Annotated in this window: 14 protein-coding genes and 1 pseudogene; 12 read left to right on the top strand and 3 right to left on the bottom strand. The window is 45.5% G+C overall.

The genetic code is table 11. The annotated features are described in order from the left end of the window. Positions 1-104: 104 nt before the first annotated feature. The 8 genes from EX191_RS12860 to EX191_RS12825 all read left to right on the top strand — a co-directional run bounded on the left by EX191_RS12860 (position 105) and on the right by EX191_RS12825 (position 11,425). Entirely contained in the window at positions 105-767 is a 663-nt protein-coding gene (locus EX191_RS12860; RefSeq protein WP_006742864.1) for a potassium channel family protein, read from the top strand. Beyond that, complete coding sequence (locus tag EX191_RS12855) at positions 764-2,131, top strand: TrkH family potassium uptake protein (RefSeq protein WP_193447867.1); 1,368 nt, start codon at positions 764-766, stop codon at positions 2,129-2,131. Before EX191_RS12860 ends, EX191_RS12855 begins: the two co-directional genes overlap by 4 nt. A 356-nt stretch (positions 2,132-2,487) precedes the next feature. Further along, the gene (locus EX191_RS12850; RefSeq protein WP_193447866.1) at positions 2,488-5,472 is read left to right on the top strand and encodes a M6 family metalloprotease domain-containing protein; all 2,985 of its coding nucleotides are present in this window, start codon (positions 2,488-2,490) and stop codon (positions 5,470-5,472) included. Between the two features lie 173 nt (positions 5,473-5,645). Then, positions 5,646-6,458, top strand: a complete 813-nt coding sequence (locus EX191_RS12845) for a sugar transporter (RefSeq protein ID WP_193447865.1) — start codon at positions 5,646-5,648, stop codon at positions 6,456-6,458. Between the two features lie 176 nt (positions 6,459-6,634). Continuing rightward, entirely contained in the window at positions 6,635-8,104 is a 1,470-nt protein-coding gene (locus EX191_RS12840; protein ID WP_193447864.1) for a protein adenylyltransferase SelO, read from the top strand. Between the two features lie 212 nt (positions 8,105-8,316). Continuing rightward, complete coding sequence (locus EX191_RS12835) at positions 8,317-9,315, top strand: TRAP transporter substrate-binding protein (RefSeq protein WP_065645432.1); 999 nt, start codon at positions 8,317-8,319, stop codon at positions 9,313-9,315. 70 nt (positions 9,316-9,385) lie between these two features. Next, positions 9,386-10,060, top strand: a complete 675-nt coding sequence (locus EX191_RS12830) for a TRAP transporter small permease (RefSeq protein WP_193447863.1) — start codon at positions 9,386-9,388, stop codon at positions 10,058-10,060. 3 nt (positions 10,061-10,063) lie between these two features. Beyond that, positions 10,064-11,425, top strand: a complete 1,362-nt coding sequence (locus EX191_RS12825) for a TRAP transporter large permease (RefSeq protein WP_047009484.1) — start codon at positions 10,064-10,066, stop codon at positions 11,423-11,425. Positions 11,426-11,467: 42 nt separating this feature from the next. Here EX191_RS12825 and EX191_RS22935 read toward each other — a convergent pair whose 3' ends face one another. The 3 genes from EX191_RS22935 to EX191_RS12815 form a co-directional block, all read right to left on the bottom strand. Continuing rightward, positions 11,468-11,650, bottom strand: coding sequence for a hypothetical protein (locus EX191_RS22935; protein ID WP_041853050.1), 183 nt, complete (start codon positions 11,648-11,650; stop codon positions 11,468-11,470). A 78-nt stretch (positions 11,651-11,728) separates the two neighbouring features. Beyond that, positions 11,729-13,066: a sigma-54-dependent transcriptional regulator gene (locus EX191_RS12820; RefSeq protein WP_005390512.1), complete on the bottom strand. Its 1,338-nt coding sequence runs from the start codon at positions 13,064-13,066 to the stop codon at positions 11,729-11,731. 4 nt (positions 13,067-13,070) lie between these two features. After that, complete coding sequence (locus EX191_RS12815) at positions 13,071-14,876, bottom strand: sensor histidine kinase (protein ID WP_046874213.1); 1,806 nt, start codon at positions 14,874-14,876, stop codon at positions 13,071-13,073. 40 nt (positions 14,877-14,916) lie between these two features. Between EX191_RS12815 and EX191_RS22930 the strand changes: the two are divergent. From EX191_RS22930 to clpX, 4 genes and pseudogenes are all read left to right on the top strand, one after another. Then, positions 14,917-15,129 (top strand): annotated as a pseudogene (locus tag EX191_RS22930) (hypothetical protein). 273 nt (positions 15,130-15,402) lie between these two features. Further along, positions 15,403-16,710: a trigger factor gene (gene tig, locus EX191_RS12810; protein WP_005390526.1), complete on the top strand. Its 1,308-nt coding sequence runs from the start codon at positions 15,403-15,405 to the stop codon at positions 16,708-16,710. Between the two features lie 105 nt (positions 16,711-16,815). Then, positions 16,816-17,442: an ATP-dependent Clp endopeptidase proteolytic subunit ClpP gene (gene clpP / locus EX191_RS12805; RefSeq protein ID WP_005382347.1), complete on the top strand. Its 627-nt coding sequence runs from the start codon at positions 16,816-16,818 to the stop codon at positions 17,440-17,442. A 70-nt stretch (positions 17,443-17,512) separates the two neighbouring features. Further along, a complete protein-coding gene (clpX, locus tag EX191_RS12800; protein WP_005390528.1) occupies positions 17,513-18,793 on the top strand; it encodes an ATP-dependent protease ATP-binding subunit ClpX in 1,281 nt (426 codons plus the stop codon). The last annotated feature ends 128 nt before the right edge of the window (positions 18,794-18,921 follow it).

The following is an 18,921-nucleotide window of genomic DNA, read 5'->3' as shown; positions in this document are numbered from 1 at the left end:
GCTTTCGTAAAGCTTTTGTCAATTCTCTGTCTTCAGGTTTGCACAAGTTTAGGAATGGGCGCAGACTTTTTTGCTTGCTAGTGAATGCATAGGATGAGGCATAAATGAAAACAGGTGATAAGCAATTCGCCGTTATTGGTCTTGGCCGATTTGGTTTGGCAGTGTGTAAAGAGCTACAAGATTCAGGAGCTCAAGTTTTAGCGGTTGATATCAACGAAGACAGAGTTAAAGAAGCTGCCAGTTTTGTTAGTCAGGCAATTGTGGCTAATTGTACTCACGAAGAGACGGTTGCTGAGCTTAAGCTTGATGATTACGACATGGTGATGATTGCTATCGGAGCGGACGTTAACGCCAGTATTCTCGCCACACTGATCGCCAAAGAAGCGGGAGTGAAGTCAGTATGGGTTAAAGCCAACGATCGATTTCAAGCGCGTGTCCTGCAAAAGATTGGTGCGGACCACATTATCATGCCTGAACGTGACATGGGGATACGTGTCGCGCGTAAAATGCTCGATAAACGGGTTCTTGAGTTCCACCCTTTAGGTAGTGGTTTAGCCATGACGGAGTTTGTGATTGGATCTCGTTGGATGGGTAAGACATTAAGTGACCTCGCACTGTGCAAAGTCGACGGTGTGCAAGTACTCGGGTTTAAACGGGGCCCAGAAATTACCAAGGCGCCAGACCTTAATACCAAGCTGGAAATTGGCGATCTCATTATTGTGGTTGGCCCGCAAGATGCGCTGGCAAATAAATTAAAATCACTATGACGCAGTTTCATCAAAAAGGCGTTTTTTACGCGCCAGATGGTAAACGAGAAAAAGGTAAGGGTAACGAGCCGCGGATTATATTGCTGAGTTTTCTCGGTGTGTTGCTGCCTTCTGCCGTGCTGTTAACCTTGCCAGTTTTTTCTGTTACAGGCCTTTCGATAACGGACGCTTTGTTTACCGCAACATCCGCCATCAGTGTGACAGGGCTTGGTGTTGTCGATACCGGGCAACACTTTACGTTAGCCGGGAAGATCTTGCTGATGTTTTTAATGCAAATCGGTGGGTTGGGACAGATGACGTTGTCGGCGGTTTTACTCTATATGTTTGGTGTGCGTTTAAGCTTACGCCAGCAGGCGTTAGCGAAAGAAGCGCTAGGGCAAGACCGACAGGTCAATTTAAACCGACTGGTGAAGCGGATTGTGATTTTTGCACTTGTCGCGGAATCTATTGGGTTTATTTTCCTTTCCGTTCGTTGGGTTCCTGAAATGGGCTGGCAAACCGGCATGTTTTACGCGTTATTTCATGCGATTTCTGCGTTTAACAACGCAGGGTTTGCTCTGTTTTCAGACAGTATGATGAGCTTTGTGAATGACCCGCTGGTCATCTTTACCCTGGCCGGGTTATTCATTTTTGGTGGGCTTGGTTTTACTGTTGTGGGTGACATCTGGCTGAACTGGCGTAAAGGTTTCCACTTTTTGCATCTTCATACCAAAATCATGCTTATCGCGACACCGATATTGCTCCTCGTTGGGACGGTGATGTTTTGGTTACTCGAGCGGAGTAATCCAAATACAATGGAATCGTTACCTTTGGCGGGTCAATGGTTGGCGGCATTCTTCCAATCAGCTAGTGCTCGAACGGCCGGATTCAACAGTGTCGACTTGGCGCAGTTTACCCAGCCAGCTTTATTGATCATGATTGTTTTGATGTTGATTGGTGCTGGGTCCACCTCAACAGGGGGCGGTATTAAGGTTTCCACATTTGCCGTTGCGTTCATGGCTACGTGGACCTTTTTGCGCCAAAAGAAACACGTGGTTATGTTTAAACGAACCGTAAACTGGCAAACCGTGACTAAGTCACTCGCCATTATCGTTGTGAGCGGCGCCATTCTGACAAGCGCGATGTTTTTATTGATGCTCACAGAGAAGGCAAGCTTTGATAAGGTCATGTTTGAAACCATTTCCGCATTTGCGACGGTAGGACTTACCGCTGGTTTGACGGCAGAGCTTTCTGAACCTGGCAAGTACATTATGATCGTGGTGATGATCATTGGTCGTATCGGGCCACTCACGCTTGCCTACATGTTAGCCCGCCCTGAACCTACCTTAATCAAGTACCCAGAAGACGCCGTTCTTACAGGTTAAAGTAGCGTTTATCTGCACCCCACCGACCATAACGAGCACTGATTAATAGCAGTGCTCGTACATTTATAAAATATGTGGGACGTTGCCCAATTTTATCTACAAAGTCGCAGAAGTTTATTTCTTCTTCCTTTTGTTTCGATACTATTCATTCACTCAATTTATACCCTCGGAAGCCACACTTACAAAAGTATTTGGGCATCCGACGCTTTTGTAACGTGATGCTAAATAATATTGTGTTATCTGAGCGAATTGATACCAGCCTTAGTCGTTAGCCACTCAACCTCATTCTATGTTTATGGGCGATTGTGTACTGGCCGTGCTTGGTATTAAACGAATCGAAAAGATGGAGCCGTACTTTGAAATTCAACACACTCGCCTTGACTATGCTAACTGCGCTTCTTGCAGGTAAGAGCATGGCAACTACTCCGCCATCACCAGTTTGGCATACTATTGCGTTGAGCGATGGTACCTCTAGTGAGGCAATCTTACGCGGCACTGCCGATTTCCACTGGTTTGAAGATAAACAAGGTAATGCCTTGGTTCATGAAGATGGCATTTGGTTTTTTGCACAGATTCAGCGCGAGTCAGACATCCCAACGTTGCGCTCGACGGGTGTTGCTAAAACTCAATCTAGTGATGCGCCTGAATCGGCGAAGTTTCGCCCGGATCTACAAGTTAAGCCGCAGTTATCTTCTCTAAAAACCATTGAACCGATGGCGCGCCAAAATCTATTGCGTTCGACGCAAGGTTATCAGGCGATGAGTAGCTCATCGGTGAAGCAGCAACCACTGTTGGTTGTGCAAGTCTCCTTTGATGACCAAGCAATGGTGCATGACTTCGAACAACGTGTGTTTAATACCGATGGCCAAAGCGTTGTCGATTATTTTGATAAAAACTCTCAAGGGAAATTCAAAGTTGTCCCTGCGATTGAGAGTTATGGTACCGCGAATGATGGTGTGATCAATGTGAGCGTGGCGCAAAGCCACCCAAATTGCCACTCTAGCTCAACAGACAAGACTTGCACTGCCAAGTTGAATGCGGTCTTCACCGAAGCATATCAAAAACTGGATCCGTACTTTAATCTTTCGGCTTACGACAGCAATCAAAATGGTACCGTAGAACCGTCAGAACTCTCAGTTATGTTTATTTTTGCGGGTGGCGACCGTTCAACCGGATTCCTTGATCGTCCTTCTATTTGGCCTCATAAATTCTCTCACGACGATGTGACACTAGATGGCAAAAAAATTGCCGATTACTGTGTGTTTGCTGACTACCAAGTTGATCATCAAGCGACGTTAGGCGTGATCGTACATGAGCTTGGCCACTTAATGCTTGGCTTGCCGGATTTGTACGCAAGGAACAGTGATGCCTCGATCGGTTCTTGGGGCGTGATGGGTGGTGGTTCATGGGCACAGAAACCGGGAGACTCATACGCAGGAGACACGCCAGTGAACATGAGCGCGTGGAGTAAACACGCCGCTGGTTTCGTTGTACCAACGATCACTCATGAAAGCCCGATGCCTATTTCCGTGAATAACGACGATGTCAAACTGGTGTATCTCGACCCATACTTGAAAGAGTTTGGCCCACGCGTTTATTTGGAAAACCGTACCTTTAGCGGTTACGACCGATCATTGGCGGCAGAAGGCATACTAGCGACGTCGGTTAATGTCCAAAATCGCTTTAACGATGTTGGCGCGATGCAGGTTCAAATCATGCAGGCCGATGGTCTGAATGAGTTAGAACATGATGGAAGCAGTGATGCTGGCGATTTGTATCCTAATGGTGGCAATGTCATTTCAGATACATCGACCCCAGGTCTGAGAGCGATCGCCGGGTTTGATACTGGGGTTCGTATTTCCAACATTGCCAGCAACACCAACGGCGGCAGTTTTTCTCTTGAGCATATAAACGAGCCAAATAAATCGGCATGGTTGAACTCTCTTCACCAAGGTTATGTGTACGCAAGTGGCAGTAACACCCTGGCGGTATCATTGGATTTGAATGCAGAGACAAAGCTTGATGGTCTTCAACTTTACGCGCAAAGCAATAGCACTCAAAGTGACATGACTTATCGAGTATGGCGATTCCCATTCTCAGGTAACGTGGGCTACCGATTAATATTGGATCAGAACAATGCTGAACTTTTACAGCAAGGTAGCTTCCAAAAGCCATCCCGAATTTTATTCCCTCAACCTAGCCAATTAAGTGCGGGTCAGCACCTGTTAGTAGTGGAATTAGAAGGCGGTGAATTTGAATCGAACTTTGACTTTGGCCGCTTACTAAAAACTGAAAAATCATCCCTGCCCGTAATGTGGACTGGTAATTACAACGAGATAGGTACGTTTGGTTTAGAGCAAGCCGGGTTCTCTTATGTTCCGTTCGCAGCACTGTTGAATGTGGAGGCGAACAACATTGTTGAAGCGAAAGCTGATTCACTGCAAACCGATAAGAATACGCCAGTCGATCTGAACCTGATGGACAATGATTTCATGGCCATAGGGTATCAGTTCAATGTGGACATTGTGCAGAAGCCTGAGCACGGCACCATTTCTGGCAACCAATACCAACCTGAAGCTAACTTTGTTGGTTTGGACAGCTTCCAATATCGTTTGCTGTCTACGGACGGCGTGTATTCGTCTTCGGTTGTGAGCGTGCAGGTCGAAGTACTTGGTAGTAATGAAGCACCAAAAGCGCTCATCGATGTGGATAGCCAAAAGATTACTGCTGGAAAGAAAGTAACATTGTCGGCGGCAAACAGCACAGATGCGGATGGCGATGTGTTGAACTACCGATGGGAGCAATTGGCTGGTACTTCAGTTTCTATCGGAAATTCGGCCAGTGCTACGGCAAGCTTTACAGTGCCTCAAGGTATAAAAGCGGGTGAGGTTCTGACATTCCGTCTAACTGTTACTGATCCAAGTAATGAAACCTCCAGTGCTACCGTCAATTTAACCATGCAAAACGCAGCGCCAGTCACGTTAGCAGATACGGCGACCGTTGCCGTTGGTGAAAGCATTGTGATTGATGCTGCTGGCAATGATTCGGATGTGAATGGCGATAAACTGGTTGTAGAAAGCGTACAGAACCTAACGGGCGTGGGAAGTGCGAGTGTAGAGAATGGTAAAATTCGTTTTCAAGCTCCGGATAGTGCGGTTGATAACATCAAGCTGCAATACACGGTCTCAGATGGCAACGGTGCTACCGCAATAGGTGAAGTGACCGTTACGGTTGTCGCTTCCTTGAAAACAACGACATTCAAGAACTCTGAAGGTAGCGGCAGTGTTTCTTATTGGGTTCTGATGTTACTCGTTGCATTGGGCTGGCGACGCCGCATCTAAAACGATATCGAATTACGGTATAAGCCACTCACATTGAGTGGCTTATTTTTGTACCCGTTTTGCTTCCTAGTACCTCTAATTATCTTATGAGATGTGTTTCTCATTATTTTTAAAGCGATTTTTCTATTCAGCGGTTACCCTATGGGCAGATTTTTATAAATTAAGGATGTTGTATGTCAACCGAGGACTTTTCTGTTTCGGCAATATGCCGAGAAGCAGCAGTGATGGTCAGAAGGAACCTACTCGCAATTGTCATTGCTTGTATTCCATTGATCATCGTGCACTCAATTTTTGTGTTTATGTATCCTGAAATGACGGGGCAAGATCAAGCGAACGCTCAAGAAGGAAACATCGCGGGATTTTATTTCGTCACAATCATTTTATACCCACTTGTTGCCGCGATGGCGGCTGTGCGTGTACACCGAATTTATTTGGTTGGCGATTACATGCACTCAGCGTTGGATGTATTTCGCTTGTCAGCCAGAGAATTCCGTTTCATTGGCTGGTGGATATTATTTGGGTTGATGATGATGCTCGTCATTGGTATCCCGATCTTTGTGTTGTCGTTTCTCTATATTGCAGAAAGTGGTGAACCCGATTTTGTCGCCATGGCGTTTATCACAACGGTTGCAAGCATTCCGGGCTATTGGGTGATGGCGCGCTGGTCGTTCGTGTTGCCAGCGACCGCAATGGATCATCAGCCGCGCAGCTTGCGTCGTTCGTGGAACCAAAGCAGACCATACAACAAACAAGTATTCATTTTGATGGGCTTAATTCCATTGGGCGCGGGATTGCTCAGTCAGCTTATCTTTAGTCACTTTACTAACCTCTTCATGCTGAGTCTTGTGGGTGTTGCCTATGGTATTTTCGGTGCGTACCAGTTGGCTTTGTTATCGTTGAGCTATAAAACGGTCGTGGACATTGAACGCGCTCGTTTTGATACAACATCAGAGCCACCAAAAACGGGTGAAGAGTTTTCCGCTTAATCATTTGATCGCTTTTACATACCACTTCCGTTTGTGAGGTGGTATGCAGCGGGTTAACACCTTCCTATCGCCTTCGCGTTATTCACGCAAAATACCCATGCCCATTTCATGGCTGAATGACAGTGACGTTCACACGTATACTGACAGCAGTACTTCTTTTTATTAAGGAACCCCACATGTCCATTTGGCAACGGGTCAGTTTCACCCATCGCTTTAGTCAATTACCGTCAGCTTTCTATACTTTGGTCGAGCCGCAACCCTTGGATAATACTCGTTGGGTCGCTTGGAATGGTGAGTTTGCGCAGCAGTTTGGTTTACCAGCAAAGCAAAGCGATGAGCTATTGGCGGTTTTTTCTGGGCAAAGCGAATTCGAACCGTTTCGCCCTCTGGCGATGAAATACGCAGGACATCAGTTTGGCGTTTACAACCCAGACTTGGGCGATGGACGTGGATTGCTGTTGGCGGAAATTGAGCATCAAGATGGCACTTGGTTTGATATTCACCTTAAAGGCGCGGGGCTAACCCCCTACTCGCGAATGGGGGACGGCAGGGCGGTGTTGCGCTCAACCATTCGTGAGTATCTATGTAGTGAAGCCATGGCAGGGCTTGGGATCCCGACGACTCGTGCTCTTGGCATGATGGTCAGTGACACGCCGGTTTATCGCGAGAAAACAGAATTCGGCGCAATGTTGATTCGTATGGCGGAGACCCACGTGCGTTTTGGCCATTTCGAGCATTTTTTCTATACCAATCAATTGGCAGAGCAGAAGTTGCTGGCGGACAAAGTGATCGAGTGGCACTTTGCTGATTGTGCATCGGCAGAGAAGCCATACGCTGCAATGTTTGGTGAAATTGTTCAGAAAACAGCGGACATGATTGCTTATTGGCAAGCGTATGGGTTTGCTCATGGGGTAATGAACACCGACAACATGTCGATCCTTGGTCAAACGTTTGATTACGGCCCGTTTGGTTTTCTTGATGATTATGAGCCGGGATATATTTGTAATCATTCCGACTACCAAGGCCGTTATGCATTTGACCAACAGCCAAGAATTGCGCTTTGGAACCTATCAGCACTCGCGCATGCGCTATCGCCACTCGTTGAGCGAGAAGATTTAGAAGCGTCGTTGAGTCAATTTGAAGTCCGGTTGAGTCAGCAGTTCAGCCGCCTAATGCGTGAGAAGTTGGGTTTAAAAACCAAGATCGCGGAAGATGGACGTTTATTTGAAGCAATGTTTGAGCTCCTTCACCAAAATAACACGGATTACACTCGCTTCTTTAGAACGCTTTCAAATCTTGATACTGATTCTTCTCAAGCCGTAATCGATTTATTTCTCGACCGAGAAGCTGCGCGAGCTTGGCTTGATCTGTACTTAGCTCGATGTGAACTAGAGGTTGATGAACTAGGGGATCTGATTTCAGCCGAACAACGTTGCGAACAGATGCGTCAAGCCAATCCCAAATACATCTTGCGTAACTACTTGGCTCAGTTGGCGATTGATAAAGCGGAAGAAGGGGACTTTAGCGAATTACACCGATTGGCCGAACTGTTAAAGCGCCCATTTGATGAGCAACCCGAGTTTGATGATTACGCGAAATTGCCACCAGAATGGGGGAAGAAAATGGAGATAAGCTGTTCTTCATAAATGGGTCATTTCCCACCCATTTGAGTCTTTTTCTTGGGTGGAATTCACTCGTTATACTCTGTGTTCATGTTGATGGGCTTTGTTAATTTATTGAAATGTATATGAATTTTAACATGGTCCATTAATTGCTCTTTGTTGAACATCCGTACCCATCGCCTAATACCTAGTTATTCATGGACGGGATGGGATGTGATTCAACAAGGAGAATAATAATGTTTAAGCCTCTAACTCTACTATCTGTCTCTGCGCTTGCTGTAACGAGCTTTAACGCTGCCGCGAATTGTGATCCAGGTGAAACGGTCATCAAGTTCAGCCATGTAACGAACGCGGACAAACACCCAAAAGGTATTGCGGCTTCGTTGCTTGAAAAACGTGTCAACGAAGAAATGAACGGTAAAGTCTGTATGCAGGTGTTTCCGAACTCAACGCTTTACGATGATGATAAGGTGTTGGAAGCACTACTAAATGGTGATGTTCAACTCGCTGCACCTTCTCTTTCTAAGTTTGAGAAATTCACCAAAAAGTACCGCCTTTTCGATCTGCCTTTCTTATTCGACGATGTCGACGCTGTTGACCGCTTCCAAAACTCTGAAGCCGGTGAAAAGCTGAAAAACTCAATGAAACGACGTGGCCTACAAGGTATTGCGTTTTGGCATAATGGCATGAAGCAAATGTCAGCCAACAAGCCGCTCATTTCTCCAGCCGATGCTGAAGGGCTTAAGTTCCGTGTTCAAGCTTCTGACGTTCTCGTTGCTCAGTTTGAACAGCTAGGTGCAAACCCGCAAAAAATGTCATTCAAAGAAGTGTACGGTGGCCTGCAAACTAAGGTTATTGATGGTCAAGAAAATACTTGGTCAAACATCTACGGCAAAAAGTTCTTCGAAGTTCAAGATGGTATTACGGAAACGAACCACGGGATTCTGGATTACCTAGTGGTGACGTCAAACGACTTCTGGGAAAACTTACCAGACGATCAGCGCGAGCAGCTAAACACAATCATCCAAGAGGTGACAGCGCAGCGTAATGCTGAGTCGACCAAAGTGAACCTTGCGAACAAAAACAACATCATCGAAGCTGGTGGTGTGGTTCGCACGTTAACGCCAGAACAGCGCCAAGAATGGGTCACTGCACTTCAGCCAGTATGGAAGAAGTTTGAAAAAGACATTGGTTCTGACCTAATTGAAGCCGCTTTGGCTTCTAACCAAAAATAATAACGCCTAGCACGCTTAGCCCTCTCGATTAGAGGGGGCTCTTTTCCCCTACAGACGACGTGATGTAATTATGGAACAGACTTTTTTTGCCAAGGCTGGACGAATCACCGATGCCATTGAAGAGACTTTGATTGCTTTCTTCTTAGGTGCCATGACCTTGTTAACCTTTGCCAATGTCATCTTTCGTTATGTCTTTAACGACAATATTCTTTGGGCGCTTGAGCTCACCGTCTTTATGTTCGCATGGATGGTGTTGGTCGGCGCTTCTTACGGTGTAAAAAAACACTTTCATATTGGTGTTGATGTGATCATCAACATAGTGCCAGAGGGCAAACGAAAAGCCTTGGCGTTATTCGCTGCAATATGCTGTTTAGCCTTCTCTATTTTGCTTTTAATTGGCTCTTGGAACTACTGGTATCCGTTCGCCACAGACCGAGCGTGGTATGAAACGGATGATATTCCAATGCCGGAAATGCTTCAGTTTATGGCGGGTTGGTTAAACGAGGGAGAGCGTTACGAAAAGCTGCCACGTTTTATTCCTTATTTCGCTTTACCGCTTGGTATGGCGTTGCTAACGCTGAGATTTGCTCAGGCAACATGGCAAATTGCTACCGGAAAGCTCGACCGACTGATTGCAGGGCATGAAGCGGAAGAAGAGCTAGAGGCGCTTCAAGAAGAGATGAGTGATGCCGGTGATCTTATGGCTCCAAAGGCCTCAGACAATTCTAAGAGCAAGGAGCAATAAGCCATGGATATCTTATTTCTATTTTTGATGGTGATTGGTTTCATGCTTGTCGGCGTGCCAATCGCAGTTTCTCTGGGTCTTTCCAGTATTCTTTTCCTTTTGATTCATTCGGATGCGTCTTTGGCGTCTGTTGCTCAAACGTTGTTTAATGCATTTGCTGGACACTACACTCTATTAGCAATTCCATTCTTCATTTTAGCTTCAAGCTTTATGTCGACAGGTGGTGTAGCAAAACGGATCATTCGTTTCGCGATTGCGATTGTAGGCTGGTTCCGTGGTGGTTTAGCGATGGCTTCGGTTGTCGCGTGTATGATGTTTGCCGCGCTATCAGGTTCATCTCCAGCAACGGTTGTTGCCATAGGTAGCATCGTTATCGCAGGTATGATCAAAAACGGTTACTCAAAAGAGTTTGCGGCCGGCGTAATTTGTAACGCAGGTACGCTAGGGATTTTGATTCCGCCGTCTATCGTTATGGTAGTTTACGCTGCCGCGACCGATGTGTCAGTTGGACGCATGTTTCTCGGTGGTGTGATTCCCGGTTTACTAGCGGGTGTCATGTTGATGATAGCGATCTATATTGCTGCCCGTATTAAGAACCTGCCAAAACAACCATTTGTCGGTTGGAAAGAGACGTTTGATGCAGCTAAGGATGCAAGCTGGGGCTTGTTGCTGGTGGTGATCATTCTCGGTGGTATTTATGGCGGTATTTTCACCCCAACAGAAGCCGCTGCAGTTGCTGCTGTGTACTCGTTCTTTATTGCCAACTTTGTATACAAAGACATGGGGCCATTTGCAGACAAGAAAAACACTAAACCTGCGCTCGTTAAAATCTTCCAAACCTTCGTTCATAAAGACACCAAACACACGCTGTATGAAGCGGGTAAACTCACCATCATGCTGCTTTTCATTATTGCCAATGCGTTAATTTTGAAGCACGTTCTAACGGAAGAACGCATCCCGCAAATGATCACAGAGTCGATGATGTCAGCTGGTCTAGGACCAATCACCTTCTTGATTGTGGTGAACGTATTGCTGTTGATTGGTGGTCAGTTTATGGAACCATCAGGCTTATTGATCATTGTTGCACCACTGGTGTTCCCGATTGCGATAGCACTGGGGATCGACCCAATTCACTTAGGTATTATGATGGTGGTGAATATGGAGATAGGTATGATAACACCACCTGTTGGGCTTAACTTATTTGTTACTGCAGGTGTCGCCAAAATGTCGATGATGAATGTAGTAAAAGCCGCACTGCCATGGGTGGCGGTGATGTTCCTATTCCTCATTATTGTAACGTACGTGCCATGGGTGTCGACTTGGTTACCAACGACCTTGATGGGGCCAGAAATCATTACTAAGTAATGGCACCAGATATTTGAAGAAAAACAAAAGAGGTGTGATGATTCACACCTCTTCGTCTATGGGTTTGTAGCTAGGCCTACGAGGGTCTGGGTGGACTCGCCGCTCGTAGCTTCGCCACTTCTTTTTATTCTTGCGCCGCTCCTCGCCTGAACGTCTCTCTTCTTGATATTGCCCGTCTACCATCACGGTATCTGTAATGATCGGTATTCTCACTTTCTCGTTCATATCCGTAACAACCATGATGAATCAGTTATTAAAAATTATGATTCAAGTTGGATATAATACCAATCCTTGAGAATCGTTTTATTTATAGAGCTCTTTATCTATTTGATAGCGTTGCATTTTGTCATACAGAGTTTTTCGAGGCACATTCAATTGCGCCATTGTCTGTTTAATGCTGCCGTTATTTTCCAGTAATGCGCCTTCAATGGCTGCTCTCTCGAACTCTGCTACTTGTTCTGCAAGACTTGAAGAAGGCTTGGCAACTGGAGTCGATTCTCCTAACTGAATTAATTTACCCAATAGCACGAAACGCTCTGCTGCATTTCTTAGCTCGCGAACATTGCCTGGCCAGTCATGGTTCATCAGTTGGGCGAGGTCGTGGGATGACAAGCTAGGAGAGCTTTTACCGTAACGTGAAGCCGCTACCAATAGGAAATGATGGAAGAGGGCAGGGATGTCTTCTTTCCGTTCACGCAGTGGCGGGAGGTCTAAGGTAACCACATTCAGTCGATAGTAAAGATCTTGGCGAAAGGTTCCCTCTTCAGCAGCGCGTTTCAAATCGACTTTGGTTGCGGCAATTACTCGAATATCTAAGGGCAAGAGTTCATTCGAGCCGACACGCTCAATCACACGCTCTTGCAGTACTCTCAGTAAACGGATTTGGGCTTGGATTGGCATTGACTCGATTTCATCCAAGAAAAGTGTACCGCCTTGAGCAAATTCAAACTTACCGATACGGCGGCTTTCTGCGCCAGTAAATGCGCCTTTTTCATGCCCGTAGAGTTCGCTCTCAATCAAATTCTCTGGTACTGCACCACAATTTACTGCGACAAAGTTTTGGTTCCGTCGAGAGCTTTGCTCATGCAAAGAGCGGGCGATTAACTCTTTACCTGTACCAGTCTCGCCAAACAATAAGATATCTGCATCAGTATCGGCGATGTGAGCAATGGTTTCGCGTAACATTTGAATGCTAGACGTTTCTCCGATAACACGAGGTCCGAGCGTTTTACTTGCCTTGAGAGACAGGCGTAACTTCTCGTTTTCAACCGTTAATTGGCGCTTCTCAATGGCGCGCTTGACGGTTTCAACTAGGTGCTCAGGTGGGAATGGCTTTTCGATAAAATCATACGCTCCTTGGTGTAACGCATTAACCGCCATTGAGATATCGCCATGACCAGTAATCATAATCACGGGAAGATGGGTGTCTTTGCGCACAAGGGTATTCAGTAAATCCATCCCTGAAATACCGGGTAAGCAAATATCGGTAATCACCACACCTGGCTCGGCTCCCTGCTTAATGGCGAGTAAGGCAGATTCAGCGTCTGGAAAGAATGTGGCATCGATATCTGCCAATTCAAACGTTTGTTCTATTGCCAGTCTAAGATCGGCTTCATCATCAATAAAAAACACCTGACACATGATCTCATCCTTTTGATTGTTCTGTGTTGTTAGGAGCGATAGGTAAACACAATGAAAATCGAGCTCCGCCTTGTTCTCGATTTTGGGCACATAATCTTCCGTTCATACTGGCTAAGATTTGTTGCGAGATAGAGAGTCCTAAACCTAACCCATTTTGTTTGGTAGTTAGGAAAGGCTCACATAAGTCCGAAAGTGAGAAATCTCCAAGCCCAGGACCATTGTCATCTACATGAATCCAAACCAAACCGGCATGTTCGTCTTGCTCTACGGATAACTGTACTTGTTTGTCTCGTTGCTCTTTGAGAGCCTCTATCGCATTGGTCAGCAAATTAACCAACACTTGTTCAAGTTGAATGATATTGATCTGAACTTCAACATCATGCTCTGGTACCTGCGTTTCTAGCGTGACACGTGCAGATTTAAGTGCGGGTTTCATCAGCTCTTTGACTGAGGCAATTACTGGAAACAAACGAGATTGAGCCAGCTCGTTTCCACTGGTTTTTTTAGCGAAAGAACGAAGCTGCTGACTGATGTTTGCCATACGATCAGTGAGGGCTGAGATGCGAGTTAGATTATCTTCCACTCGCTCATATTTTTCTTTTTGGAGGAACAGCTTGCCGTTTTCAGCAAAGCTGCGAATGGCCGCAAGTGGATTATTCAGTTCATGACTGATACTGGCTGACATTTGCCCTAATACTGCTAGTTTCGCAGCTTGAACGAGCTCGTCTTGCGTTAGGCGAAGTGTTTGTTCGGTTTCAATTCTCTGGGCGATTTCTGCTTGCAATTCTGCGGTGCGAGCCATGACTTGATATTCAAGTTTTTGATTGGCCTCTTGCTGAATCCTCTCAAGTTGTAAGTGGCGTTGTTGACGGTGATAGATGAGCTGGCCAATTAAAAACAACACGGTGAATGCAAGAGTAAGTACAAAAATGTAACCCATCGTAAGCCAGACGATAGACTGCTTGGGAGATAGTACACGGATGGTCAGCTTGAGCTCTGGTAGGAGCAACGAAGAGACCACCAAGGTCCCTTTGTTATATGGGTAACCTTGTTTTAGCTCAGAATGCGTTTCCTCCACATTGCCCACCAATCCTAGAGTTTCAATTGGCTCATCAAGATATTGTCGGCTTGCCCAAACTTGTTTTCTTTCATTCTCAGTCAGTGGTTGTAAGCTTTTGAGTAGCCAATCGCTTCGGCTGCTCATGAAAACAATCCCGTGCGGATCGCTCGCGACGAACACACTATTTGGCTGCTGCCAGTTGTCTTCTATCTTACTCAAGTCCATCTTAACCACGACCACACCAAGGACGCCGCCCGCATATATGATCGGATAAGAATAGTAGTAGCCACGCTTACCCGAAGTCGAACCCAGCGCGTAGTATTGGCTTCGTTCCCCAACGATTGCTTGTTTGAAATAAGGGCGGAACGCAAAATTTCGTCCAATAAAAGATCGCTCTTTACGCCAGTTGCTGGCCGCGACCGTCGTACCCCATTGATCGATTAAATAGGTATCTGCCGCTTCAATCACGTCATTAACGGATTCTAAATACCGATTGGTGAGTTCCAGTTGGGCACTGTTATTTGGATGCAGTAACGCTTGATGGAGAGGGTCATCTTTAGCCAGAAGATTAGGGATATGGGCGTATTTATCGAGTTTGTTTTTAATATGACTAGAAAATTGCTCAAGTTGGGACTGGTGTTTATCAAGCAATGATTGATAACTAGTCTGCCAAACCCAATGACCACCTATGATTGCGCAAAGGAAATAGAAGGCAAAAAAAGTCAGCAGAATCCGGTTTTTTTGCGACATCCTTACACTCCTTAAACCTTTCCTTTGGTCACGTAAGAAAATGTTAATAGTTTGTAGGGAGGATTAGGGATTTAGTTTTCAACTCTGTGGAGTAAAACAAGAGCAAGATCTCTTTTTAGGCTTTTCGATAAAAAAACCGGTCGATTCTCTTGAAAAAGTCGCTATTGTCCCCATTCTAGATATGCTGACGATACTTAGACGGTGTTTGAATCGCATTTTTGAAGAAAAAATGGGTCAGCATTCGAGAATTTAGCGCAGACAATGTCCACATAGTGGCTATTGGCTCGACAGGGTTGCGACAGATCGCTAGAATGTCGCGTCTAAAAATTCTGTCCTGAGGCTAATAGGAGATACCTTTGGTAATTTTATCGAAGATATCACTGATTAGTCCGGTACTGACAAACAGTATCGATACTCGATTTAAATTAGGTGTTCGGACAGAACACTACACAAGGATGAAGCGTAAGCTCCGCTGAGTTTCGCTCATACGCTCGGAAAACCGAGCCACTTTAGAGGTTTATATATAATGCAAGTTACTGTTGAAACGCTAGAGGGCCTAGAGCGCCGTCTAAACATTACTGTTCCAGCTGCAAACATCGAAGACGCTGTAACAGCTGAACTACGCAACATCGCTAAAAACCGTCGTTTCGATGGTTTCCGTAAGGGTAAAGTGCCTCTAAAAATGGTTGCTAAGATGTACGGCAAAGCAGTACGTCAAGACGTTCTTGGTGAAGTTATGCAACGCCACTTCATCGAAGCTATCGTTAAAGAGAAAATCAACCCAGCTGGCGCTCCAACTTTCGCTCCTGTAGAAAACAAAGAAGGTTCAGACCTAGTTTTCACTGCAACTTTTGAAGTTTACCCAGAAGTTGAGCTTAAAGGCCTAGAAAACATCACTGTTGAAAAACCGCTAACTGAAGTTAAAGACGCAGACGTAGAAGAGATGATCGATACTCTACGTAAGCAACAAGCTACTTGGGTTGAAGTTGAAGAAGCAGCAGAAGATGGCAAACGCGTAAGCATTGACTTCGTTGGTTCTATCGACGGTGAAGAATTCGAAGGCGGTAAAGCTGAGAACTTCCCACTAGAAATGGGCGCTGGTCGCATGATTCCTGGTTTCGAAGACGGTATTGCAGGTAAAACTGCAGGTATGGAATTCGACATCGACGTGACTTTCCCAGAAGATTACCACGCTGAAAACCTAAAAGGTAAAGCAGCTAAGTTCGCAATCAAAGTGAACAAAGTTGAAGCTCGTGAACTACCAGAACTAAACGACGAGTTCGTTGCTAAGTTCGGTGTTGTTGAAGGCGGTGTTGAAGCACTTAAAGCTGAAGTTCGTAAAAACATGGAACGCGAGCTTAAGCAAGCTGTTAAGAACCGCATCAAAGAGCAAGCGATTGACGGTCTAGTTGAGCAAAACGACATCAACGTACCATCAGCGCTTATCGAGCAAGAAATCCAAGTTCTACGTCAACAAGCTGCACAACGCTTCGGTGGTAACCCAGAAGCTGCTGCTCAGCTTCCACGTGAGCTGTTCGAAGAGCAAGCTAAACGTCGCGTAGTAGTTGGTCTTCTACTAGGTGAAGTAATCAAGTCTGAAGAGCTAAAAGCGGACGACGAGAAAGTTAAAGCTCTAATTGAAGAAATGGCTACTGCATACGAAGATCCATCAGAAGTTATTGCTTACTACGAGCAAAACGAAGAAATGATGAACAACATGCGCAATGTAGCTCTAGAAGAGCAAGCAATCGACGCGATCATCGCTAAAGCACAGGTTTCTGAGAAAGAAGTAGGCTTCAACGAGCTACTTAACCAACAACAACCTGCTGCTTAATAAGCAATATCTTGCGTAGAAGGTTGACTTAACGTTAACTATTCTGCTAACAATGGTCCGTATGATAGTCATCATCCGGGCCATTTATTTTAGGGACATAAGAATATGAGCTACCAAGAAAAAAATGCAATGTCGCCAATTATGGACGCGCTAGTACCAATGGTGGTTGAACAAACTTCCCGCGGCGAACGCTCTTACGACATCTACTCACGTCTGCTGAAAGAGCGCGTGATTTTTTTAACGGGTCAAGTGGAAGACCACATGGCAAACCTTGTCGTGGCTCAGCTACTTTTCCTAGAATCTGAAAATCCAGATAAAGATATTTTCCTATACATCAACTCGCCAGGCGGCAGCGTAACAGCTGGTATGTCTATCTACGATACCATGCAGTTTATTAAGCCAAATGTGAGCACTGTATGTATGGGTCAAGCATGTTCAATGGGTGCCTTCCTGTTAGCAGGTGGTGCGCCAGGTAAGCGCTACGTACTGCCTAACTCTCGTGTAATGATCCACCAACCATTGGGTGGTTTCCAGGGTCAAGCTTCTGATATCCAAATCCATGCTCAGGAAATCCTGACCATTAAGCAGAAGCTAAACAAGTTGTTAGCAGAACATACTGGCCAACCTCTTGAAGTCATTGAGCGCGATACTGATCGTGATAACTTCATGTCATCAGAGCAGGCTGTGGAATACGGTATCGTGGATGCAGTGTTAAGCCACCGCGGCGAGTAATTAGCCAGCGCATTTTGGCAAAAATTGATATACACTCATTCATGAAGAGTAAAGGCTAAGAGGTTAGCGAATGACAGATAAAAGCAAAGAAAGTGGCAGCGGTAAATTGCTGTACTGTTCTTTCTGCGGCAAAAGTCAGCACGAAGTTCGCAAGCTAATCGCAGGTCCGTCAGTGTACATTTGCGACGAGTGTGTCGACTTATGTAACGATATTATTCGCGAAGAAATCAAGGATGTTCTCCCTAAGAAAGAATCTGAAGCGTTACCAACGCCAAAACAGATCCGTGAACACCTTGATGACTATGTGATCGGGCAAGATTACGCGAAAAAAGTGCTCGCAGTTGCGGTATATAACCACTACAAGCGTTTACGCAATGGTGATACAACGAGTGAAGGTGTGGAGCTTGGTAAAAGTAACATCCTTCTAATTGGCCCAACAGGTAGCGGTAAAACACTACTTGCTGAGACATTAGCTCGATTCTTGGATGTGCCATTTACAATGGCAGACGCAACCACACTAACCGAGGCTGGTTATGTGGGTGAAGACGTTGAAAACATCATCCAAAAGCTTCTGCAAAAATGTGATTACGATGTAGCTAAAGCTGAACGCGGCATCGTTTACATTGATGAAATTGATAAAATTTCACGCAAAGCTGAAAACCCATCTATTACGCGTGACGTATCTGGTGAAGGTGTTCAGCAGGCGCTACTAAAACTTATCGAAGGCACGGTTGCATCGGTTCCACCTCAAGGTGGTCGTAAGCACCCTCAGCAAGAATTCCTACAAGTGGACACGTCGAAGATCCTGTTCATCTGTGGTGGTGCATTTGCTGGCCTAGATAAGGTGATTGAGCAGCGTGTTGCAACAGGTACAGGTATTGGCTTCGGTGCTGAAGTTCGTTCTAAAAACGAATCGAAGACCGTGGGTGAGCTATTTACTCAGGTTGAGCCTGAGGATTTAGTGAAGTACGGACTCATTCCAGAATTCATTGGTCGTCTTCCTGTGACAACAACACTTACTGAGCTTGATGAAGAAGCGTTGATTCAGATCCTATGTGAACCGAAGAACGCATTAACCAAGCAATACGCAGCATTGTTTGAGCTTGAAAACGCTGAACTTGAGTTCCGAGAAGATGCGCTGCGCGCTATCGCTAAGAAAGCAATGGAGCGTAAGACAGGTGCTCGTGGTTTACGCTCGATCCTTGAAGGCGTATTACTGGAAACCATGTACGAACTGCCATCTGCGACAGACGTAAGTAAGGTCGTGATTGATGAGTCCGTCATCAATGGTGAGTCAGAGCCATTGCTTATTTATAGCAACTCAGACAATCAGGCCGCTGGAGCAGAATAAATTCAGCCGTAATGAAAAAGGAGGTAAGTAATTACCTCCTTTTTTTATTTCTCTTATTGAATCCAAACAATTAGCCCCCATATAAATCGATAAGTAATACGTAAACGTGAAAGCGGAAGAGAGAATTA

Source organism: Vibrio chemaguriensis (genome assembly GCF_012275705.1).
Classification (GTDB): domain Bacteria; phylum Pseudomonadota; class Gammaproteobacteria; order Enterobacterales; family Vibrionaceae; genus Vibrio; species Vibrio diabolicus.
The sequence above is the reverse complement of the archived record's forward strand: the minus strand, read 5'-3'. Positions and strand labels throughout refer to the sequence as shown.